This is a genomic window from Melghirimyces thermohalophilus (genome assembly GCF_900102685.1).
Taxonomy (GTDB): domain Bacteria; phylum Bacillota; class Bacilli; order Thermoactinomycetales; family DSM-45169; genus Melghirimyces; species Melghirimyces thermohalophilus.
Map to the genome: position 1 here is coordinate 102,320 of NZ_FMZA01000011.1, position 7,317 is coordinate 109,636.

Sequence of the window (7,317 nt, forward strand, 5' to 3'; positions counted from 1 at the left end):
TCGCTGTATGGGGGGCGTCTATGAAACGCACGTCCGAGTCACTGGATTTTGATTTAATAGATGAGCTTGTTTCCACTTGCTTTTGCGGAATTTCAAGGCTCCCCTTCCCGTCCCTAAAGACCATCCATTCATATCCATACGCTGGGTCAGACAAGTGGGTGTCGGGGAAACCGCTGTATTTGATGAAAATGGACGTACTTATTAAGAAACCTGCTTGAAAAAATGAATCGATATCCCGGAAGATTCAATGTATACAACACATGCTCTTTAAGAAAAATTATTTATCAATTTGCAAAATATTTTGCACTCGTTAAAATAAGCTTTACAAAGATCCTCTATCATGGGGGGTGTAGAATAAAAAGGGAGAGGGTATATGATGAAGCGCTGGAAACGAGGATGGTCTGCGATCGGCCGGTTGATGATCGCCCTGATGCTCTTTGCTTTGCCGATGATGATCACAGGAGTGGGGCTCGCGGAAGCGGACACCGGATCGGAACGGATCCACCATTCGAAATTTATCAATGTCGCTCACCGAGGCGCGTCGGGTTATGCACCGGAAAACACCATCGCCGCTTTCGACAAAGCAGTGGAGATGAAGGCCGACTACTTTGAACTGGATGTGCAACGGAGCAAGGATGGCCAACTGGTCCTGATTCACGACACCACCGTCGATCGGACCACCAACGGGACAGGAGCTGTCAAAGACCTGACCCTGAAAGAGTTGAAATCCCTGGACGCAGGTAGCTGGTTTGATGAGAAGTATGCCGGAGAAAAAATCCCCACTTTGGGGGAAACCCTGGACCGATACCGGGGAAAAATTAAGATCTTGATTGAATTGAAGAGCCCCTCCCTTTATCCCGGTATCGAACAACAGGTAGCGGAAGAGCTGGCGAAGCGAAACCTGGATAAACGGGGAGACAAAGTGATCGTCCAATCCTTCGACCACGAATCGGTCAAGCGTTTCCATCAAATCATGCCGTCAGTCCCAGTCGGGGTTCTCGCCAGTTACGGTTCCTACCGCGACACGGGGATCACCGATAAACACCTCCGATCCTTCGCCCAATATGCCGACTTCGTCAACCCCAACAAAGACCTGGTCGATCGCGACCTAGTCAAACGGGTTCACCGACACGGGATGAAAATTCTCCCCTACACCGTTCGGGACGAATCCGCCGCCAATGCTTTATTCGATGCGGGAGTCGACGGATTGATCACCGATTTTCCGGAACTGGCCTACACCCACCCCCACAAATGATTCACAGTCTTCAGATCGGGAGCACGACGTTTGTGCTCCTTTTTATTTTACTATTTTTTCCATATAAGAAAATTGTGTTATTATTGTTTTACATTACTTTCGACAGATGAAACGAAGGAGGCGGCAGCCGATGGCTCGTAAACAGGTGAAACGACAGGTGCAACAACAATTTCAACAGTCTGCTTCCGGTTACCTGAACAGTTCCATCCACGCTTCCGGCGCTGATCTAGACTGGATCGCAAAGGAAGTGGAAGCCCACCCTTCTCCGTCCCTCGCCCTCGATCTGGCCACCGGAACGGGACACACCGCCTTTGTGCTCAGCCGGTTCTGCCGACGAGTCATCGGGTACGACCTGACACCGGAAATGCGGGATATCGCCGCACAGGAAGCCGGGAGACGGGAGATCGACAATATCACCTAGCAACAGGGGGACGCCGAGATGCTTCCCTTCTCCGACCGGCGCTTCGATTGGGTGACATGCCGGATCGCTGCCCATCATTTCCCCCGTCCGGAACAGGCCTTTACCGAGGTACACCGAGTATTAAAGCCAAGGGGGTCTTTCATCCTCGTGGATAACACAGCTCCCGCAGATGCGGACTCAGAGCAGGTGTTAAACAAAGTGGAACGGCTGCGGGACCCCTCCCACCAACGAGTCTGGTCTGTTCCTGGCTGGACGCGCCTGCTGAAAACCGCCGGCTTCACTTCCATCCGTCACCTGCGAAGCTGGGAAACGCCTGTTCAGTGGAAGGAGTGGATGGACCGGGCACAAACACCGGAACCCCCACGGCGAAAAGCCCTTCGACTGCTCCTCCATTCCTCTGAATCGATGCAGCAGGCGCTCGGGTTTACCCCTTCCGAAGACGACCCGATCCTGGTACTTCGCAAAAGCATGTGGATCTGCCACAAATAAAAAGGCCCCGACTTTGAGATTGCTGGGTCGCTCCGATCACCATCCCGATCCGCAATTTTCCCAGCACCGCCGGCTGTCCCTGACGAACACACCCATCACCCGCCAGTTTGGTGCAGAGCAAAATGATCAACAACTGCAAAATAACTGCATCGCCCTCCTGGACGATCTGAACCGGAATCGTAACTCCTCTCTCATAGTGGCCGTCGGCGGGGTCATCCTTCCGCTGGCCGGCGGTTACCTCGGGGAGGGGGGTGCCTTCGGTCTGGAACAACAAGGGGCACTGTTTTTGGGCTTGTTGCTGTCCGCCACCTCCGTCAGCATCACCGTGCAAACCCTGAAGGACCTAATAAAAACTGAAAACGAACAATGGGAATTTTGACGAATCAACCCCCCGATTATACGAGGGGTTTGATGATCAAGTTCCGCCGCAAAAACGGCGGCCACGTCCCTTCTTCGTTTTTTGTCGTCTCCGCGGCGAGTGTCGCGCAGCTGTTCTGCATCCTGACTGCGTAATGCCTTCGCCGGACGGGACCGTAACGCCTCGGACCGTAAGTCTTTTTCAGCCACTCCTTCCACCTCCCTTCTTACCCTGTCAAACTCGTGGTAGTGGTATTTGATACTCCCCAGTCCCATCCTTGCCAGTTGCGTGTTGCGGTGGCGACCTTTCCCCTTTATCCTTTAAGAGAAGGATTCATCGCCGCGGTCTACTGTGCAAAGGAGGAAAACCGATTGATCCAACTTCGAAGCGGTAACATCACTGAACAGCGGGTGGAAGCCCTGGTTAACCCGATCAATTGTCACGGGATGTTGGAGCCGGGTCCGGCACTCCAGTTTCGGAAAGCGTTTCCGGCCAACTTTGTTTCTTATCGGCGCGCCTGCCGATTGCGGAAAATCCCCCTGGAAGAACCCTATGTTGTACCGTTGACACCGGAGGAGAAAGACCGTCCCCGGTATATTTTTAACCTTCCCATCAAGCGGACGGGACGTCGCCCCGCCCAGCCGGAAAATATACGGAAAGGGCTTGCGGCACTGGTTCGCACTTGCCGCGACTTAGGCGTGCACTCCATCGCCTTACCTCCGCTGGGAATGGAACCTGGCGGACTCGATTGGGATTCGATCCAAAAAATCCTTACCGACGCCTTTGCAAAAAGCGGCCTGGAAGTGACCTTGGTCCATCCCGCCCAAGAATCATAAAAAGCAACCGGATGAAACCGGTTGCTTGTTTGATTTAGGTCGGCTCCACACGCCGTGTGCTCCAAGCTTCGTCTAGTATGGCCAGTTTTTTGCGGATATTTTGCTGATAGGTGTCAATGTAAGCCAGAGGCTCCTTGGGATTGGGTAAACGCTGAACCTTGCCGGTCCCCGGCGGCATCACCTTGCTGACCGCACCACATCCCAATCCGATGATCGTCTGGCGCTCTTCCATAATCATGATATTGTAAAGACTCTCTTCCCCAGGAAAGGCGTAACCCACATTCTCTTGATTGCCTAAAATATTTTTTTGCCGGTACAGGTAATAGGGGATATAACCCATCCTCTGTGTCCAGCGGCGGGCTTCGTTGACCATCTCCGTGATCTCCTCCCGCCCCGCTGTCTTGTATTTCTCCGGGTTGCGGGTCATATGGGAGCCCCGTTTGAAAGAGAGGGTGTGCACAGTCAGGGATTGCGGACGCAATTCCTCCATCGTACGAAGCGATTGCCGGAATGTGTCCAGCCCCTCTCCGGGAAGGCCGATGATCAGATCCATGTTGATGTTATGCAAGCCCATGGACCGGGCCAGCTCGTATTTTTCCAGGGTCTCCTTCACCGTATGGTGACGCCCGATCAGTTTCAGGGTGTTTTCTTCAAAACTTTGCGGATTGATGCTGATCCGATCCACCTGCCAGCGACGGAGCAGATCCAGTTTTTCTTCATCCAGCGTATCGGGCCGACCGGCCTCTACAGTCAATTCCCGCACCTGATCATATCCGGGGATGGAGACCTGCAGCCGGCGGAAAAGTCCCTCCAGCTCTGCGGTGGTGATAGAAGTCGGGGTGCCGCCGCCAAAGTAGATCGTAGTCACCGGCACCTGATTTCGTTCCAACCAAGCTCCCACGGCAGCTATCTCTTCATGCAATCCCGCCAGGAATTCATCCACCGCGCCGTTCCGCCCCCGAATGGCATACGCCGGAAACGTGCAGTAGGCGCATTTAGTGGGACAGAAGGGGATCCCGATATAAAGGCTGACCCCCCGGTCCAGCTGATACAGATCCGGCAACACCGCAGTCTGTCGTTGGACGATCTCCTGCAACAGATCCACCTTGTCGGGCAGCAGCCGGTAGTCCCCTACTAAGACCTCTCTCGCCTTTTCTGCCGACAAACCATCTAAAAACAGCTTGTGCAGCAGTTTTGTCGGACGAACACCTGTTAAAATTCCCCAGGGTTGGCGGACTCCTGTCGCCTTCTCCAGCACCTTCAGCAACGCACGGTGAACCGCTCGTTTTAAAAGGCGGTTCTGGTCCTGGGCAGTCGCTTTGGCCTCCTGTTCATCATCGCCAAACCAGGTCTGATCTTGGGCGGGATCGGTCAGGGTCACCCCTACCCGAATGCGTTCCGAAGCATCGACATGAAAAGCAACCCACCCATCGGCTTCCTGTCGTTGTTGCGTCACCTTCACTTTAGGATAAAAAAGTCCGGCAATCCGCTCGATATCCTGATGAAAACGGAGTGAAACGCCGGAAACAAATATTTTTCTCATAAAAAACCGCGCATTCCCCACCAGCCGGTGTGGCTGCACGTCCCCCTTTCCATCAGCCGATCCGATTCTCTGAACACAGTTTAGCTTACTGTACCTCACAGATCAATGTGCAAAGAAGTCTCTTTTACGGGAGGTGAAGGACGCTTTTCTGCGTCAAGTTTCTGGAAATCGGATCTCCTCCCAGAGATACAACGCCATGATCCGACTTCGTCTGCTCCTTGCGTCTATAACCGTCTTAGCAGGAGAAAGAAGCAACTTAGAGAGAAGCACTGGCATACAATCAATCCTAGCGGGAAGGGGGAATCAAAAATGACGGCTGGATGGGGGCTTGCGTTGATCGTCATCGGATTGCATCTGGTGGGAACCGCCATTCCGACCAGCATAAAGGGAGAAGCCACCGGATGGCTCGATTCCCGCCCTCCAGGGAAAAAAGAGGAGTGCAACAGTAGGGCACCTGCTTTTGCCTGGTGCGGAGGCGCGTTGTTTATAGTCGGCCTACTGCTTTTGTGCATCTAACCACTTGTCCGGCGGAAATCGAATCCGTCGGACTTTTTCGTGTTATGATTTAGCCGTTTACAACAACAGACTACGAATGGTATTTTTATAAGGCATTTATACTAAATATGCATTTCACAACGAGACTCCACCTATCAGAAAAGAATGACAACAACGTTGAAATCGTTTTTTATACATAATGGGAGAAACATTTGATATTTCCTGCAATTTAATACTACAATGTAAACGTCGTGAATCCGCTTTCATCAAAATAACGAGGTGACATCGATTGAACCCTCAAGAGCAATCCTATCCCGTTTCCGCTTATATGAAGTTTCTATTGCCCTCATTGATCGGCATCTTCCTGTTCATGATCCCCATCCCCTCCAAAGATGGGGTGACGATCCCGGTGGCCATTATGGCTGCTTGGGTTCAGGAGAAATTTGGCGACTTTCTGCCGGGTATCTTAGCCATCATTCTCCTGATCACTGTCATCGGCTCGATTCTCGCCAAGACACTGAAACCCGCCTGGATCATGGACCGCCCGTTCTTTCAGGGACTCTTTAATGTCAAACCCATGTGGCTGATCGCACGGATTCTCGGCCTCCTCTTTGCCCTATCGGCTCTGTACAAAGTGGGGCCGGAGCCGGTCTGGTCGGAAAATACCGGCGGACTGCTCCTATTCGATCTGCTGCCGGTTCTCTTTTCCGTTTTTCTCTTTGCCGGCCTGTTCCTCCCCCTGCTGATGGATTTCGGGCTATTGGATCTGTGCGGGGCGCTGCTGACCCGGATTATGCGCCCGGTCTTTACCCTGCCGGGACGTTCCTCCATCGACTGTATCGCCTCATGGGTGGGGGATGGCACCGTCGGTGTGCTCATCACCAGCAAACAGTATGAAGAAGGGTTTTACAGCAAGCGGGAAGCAGCCGTGATCGGAACCACCTTCTCCGTCGTTTCCATCACCTTCACCATTGTGGTGTTGACGGAGATGCGGCTGCAAGCTTACTTTCTTCCCTACTATTTGACCATCATTCTGGCTGGATTAGTGGCCGCTATTGTGATGCCGCGCATCCCCCCTCTTTCCCGAAAGCCGGATACCTACACCAACGAAACCCAATCACAGTTGAATGAATCGATCCCGACTGCCTACACTCCCTTCACCTGGGGCCTTCGGCAGGCGGCGAAACAAGCACAGGGCAGAAAGCTGAGCCGGATCTTGCAAGGAGGGCTGCAAAACGTCCTAGACATGTGGATGGGTGTCATCCCCATTGTGATGGCCCTGGGGACGATTGCCCTGATCATCGCCGAGTACACCCCTTTCTTCTCCTGGATCGGCGCTCCTTTTGTCCCGCTTCTCTCCCTGCTTCAGATCCCGGAAGCCGGCGCAGCGGCCCAAACCATGGTGATCGGGTTTGCTGACATGTTCCTCCCCTCGGTGATCGGGAGCAGCATCGAGAGCGAATTAACCCGGTTTGTGATCGCCTGTGTGTCGGTGACCCAGCTCATCTACATGTCGGAAGTGGGCGGACTGTTACTCGGCTCCAAGATTCCTGTCAACATGAAGGATCTGTTTATCATTTTCCTGCTGCGCACCTTGATCACCCTGCCGGTGATCGCGCTGATGGCCCATCTGATCTTTTGAATAAAACACCAAAAAAGCCCCCGGCGATGTTTGGTCAAGCCCCCATTTTGTAGACTCTTGGAAAAAACCCGGGTTAAGCGACAAGTTGGCGTCTGTATTCCACAGGCGTCAACTTTTTTAATCTCCGTTGAATCCGTTGTTCATTGTAAAATTGAATGTACTCCTCAATACACCTTTGCGTTTCAGTAATATCTTGGATACCATGGAGGTACAGAGCTTCTGCTTTCAAGTGGGAAAAGAAGCTCTCGATGCAGGCATTGTCAAAGCAATTGCCTCTC

At 52.8% G+C, this 7,317-nt stretch carries 6 protein-coding genes and 2 pseudogenes; 6 read left to right on the plus strand and 2 right to left on the minus strand.

All coding sequences use genetic code 11. From position 1 onward, the window contains the following. The first annotated feature begins 373 nt into the window (after positions 1-373). The 4 genes and pseudogenes from BLP91_RS09880 to BLP91_RS09900 all read left to right on the plus strand — a co-directional run bounded on the left by BLP91_RS09880 (position 374) and on the right by BLP91_RS09900 (position 3,359). Positions 374-1,255, plus strand: coding sequence for a glycerophosphodiester phosphodiesterase (locus BLP91_RS09880; protein WP_425412209.1), 882 nt, complete (start codon positions 374-376; stop codon positions 1,253-1,255). A gap of 130 nt (positions 1,256-1,385) precedes the next feature. Continuing rightward, positions 1,386-2,165 (plus strand): annotated as a pseudogene (locus BLP91_RS17155) (class I SAM-dependent methyltransferase). A gap of 157 nt (positions 2,166-2,322) precedes the next feature. Then, positions 2,323-2,532 (plus strand): annotated as a pseudogene (locus BLP91_RS17160) (cation:proton antiporter domain-containing protein); the annotation flags it as partial. 362 nt (positions 2,533-2,894) lie between these two features. Continuing rightward, positions 2,895-3,359, plus strand: a complete 465-nt coding sequence (locus tag BLP91_RS09900; protein ID WP_091570289.1) for a macro domain-containing protein — start codon at positions 2,895-2,897, stop codon at positions 3,357-3,359. A 34-nt stretch (positions 3,360-3,393) separates the two neighbouring features. Here the strand turns inward: BLP91_RS09900 and BLP91_RS09905 are convergent, their stop codons facing one another. Continuing rightward, positions 3,394-4,902: a coproporphyrinogen III oxidase gene (locus tag BLP91_RS09905; RefSeq protein ID WP_091570334.1), complete on the minus strand. Its 1,509-nt coding sequence runs from the start codon at positions 4,900-4,902 to the stop codon at positions 3,394-3,396. A 309-nt stretch (positions 4,903-5,211) separates the two neighbouring features. Here BLP91_RS09905 and BLP91_RS09910 point away from each other — a divergent pair, with 309 nt between their 5' ends. Together BLP91_RS09910 and BLP91_RS09915 are read left to right on the plus strand one after the other, a co-directional pair. Continuing rightward, positions 5,212-5,418: a hypothetical protein gene (locus tag BLP91_RS09910; protein ID WP_091570291.1), complete on the plus strand. Its 207-nt coding sequence runs from the start codon at positions 5,212-5,214 to the stop codon at positions 5,416-5,418. Between the two features lie 307 nt (positions 5,419-5,725). Continuing rightward, positions 5,726-7,039: a YjiH family protein gene (locus BLP91_RS09915; RefSeq protein WP_091570336.1), complete on the plus strand. Its 1,314-nt coding sequence runs from the start codon at positions 5,726-5,728 to the stop codon at positions 7,037-7,039. A 73-nt stretch (positions 7,040-7,112) separates the two neighbouring features. On the opposite strand, the gene BLP91_RS09920 is transcribed toward BLP91_RS09915, so the two are convergent. Beyond that, the coding region (locus tag BLP91_RS09920) for an IS3 family transposase (RefSeq protein ID WP_143003524.1) at positions 7,113-7,317 on the minus strand (205 nt) is incomplete at its 5' end.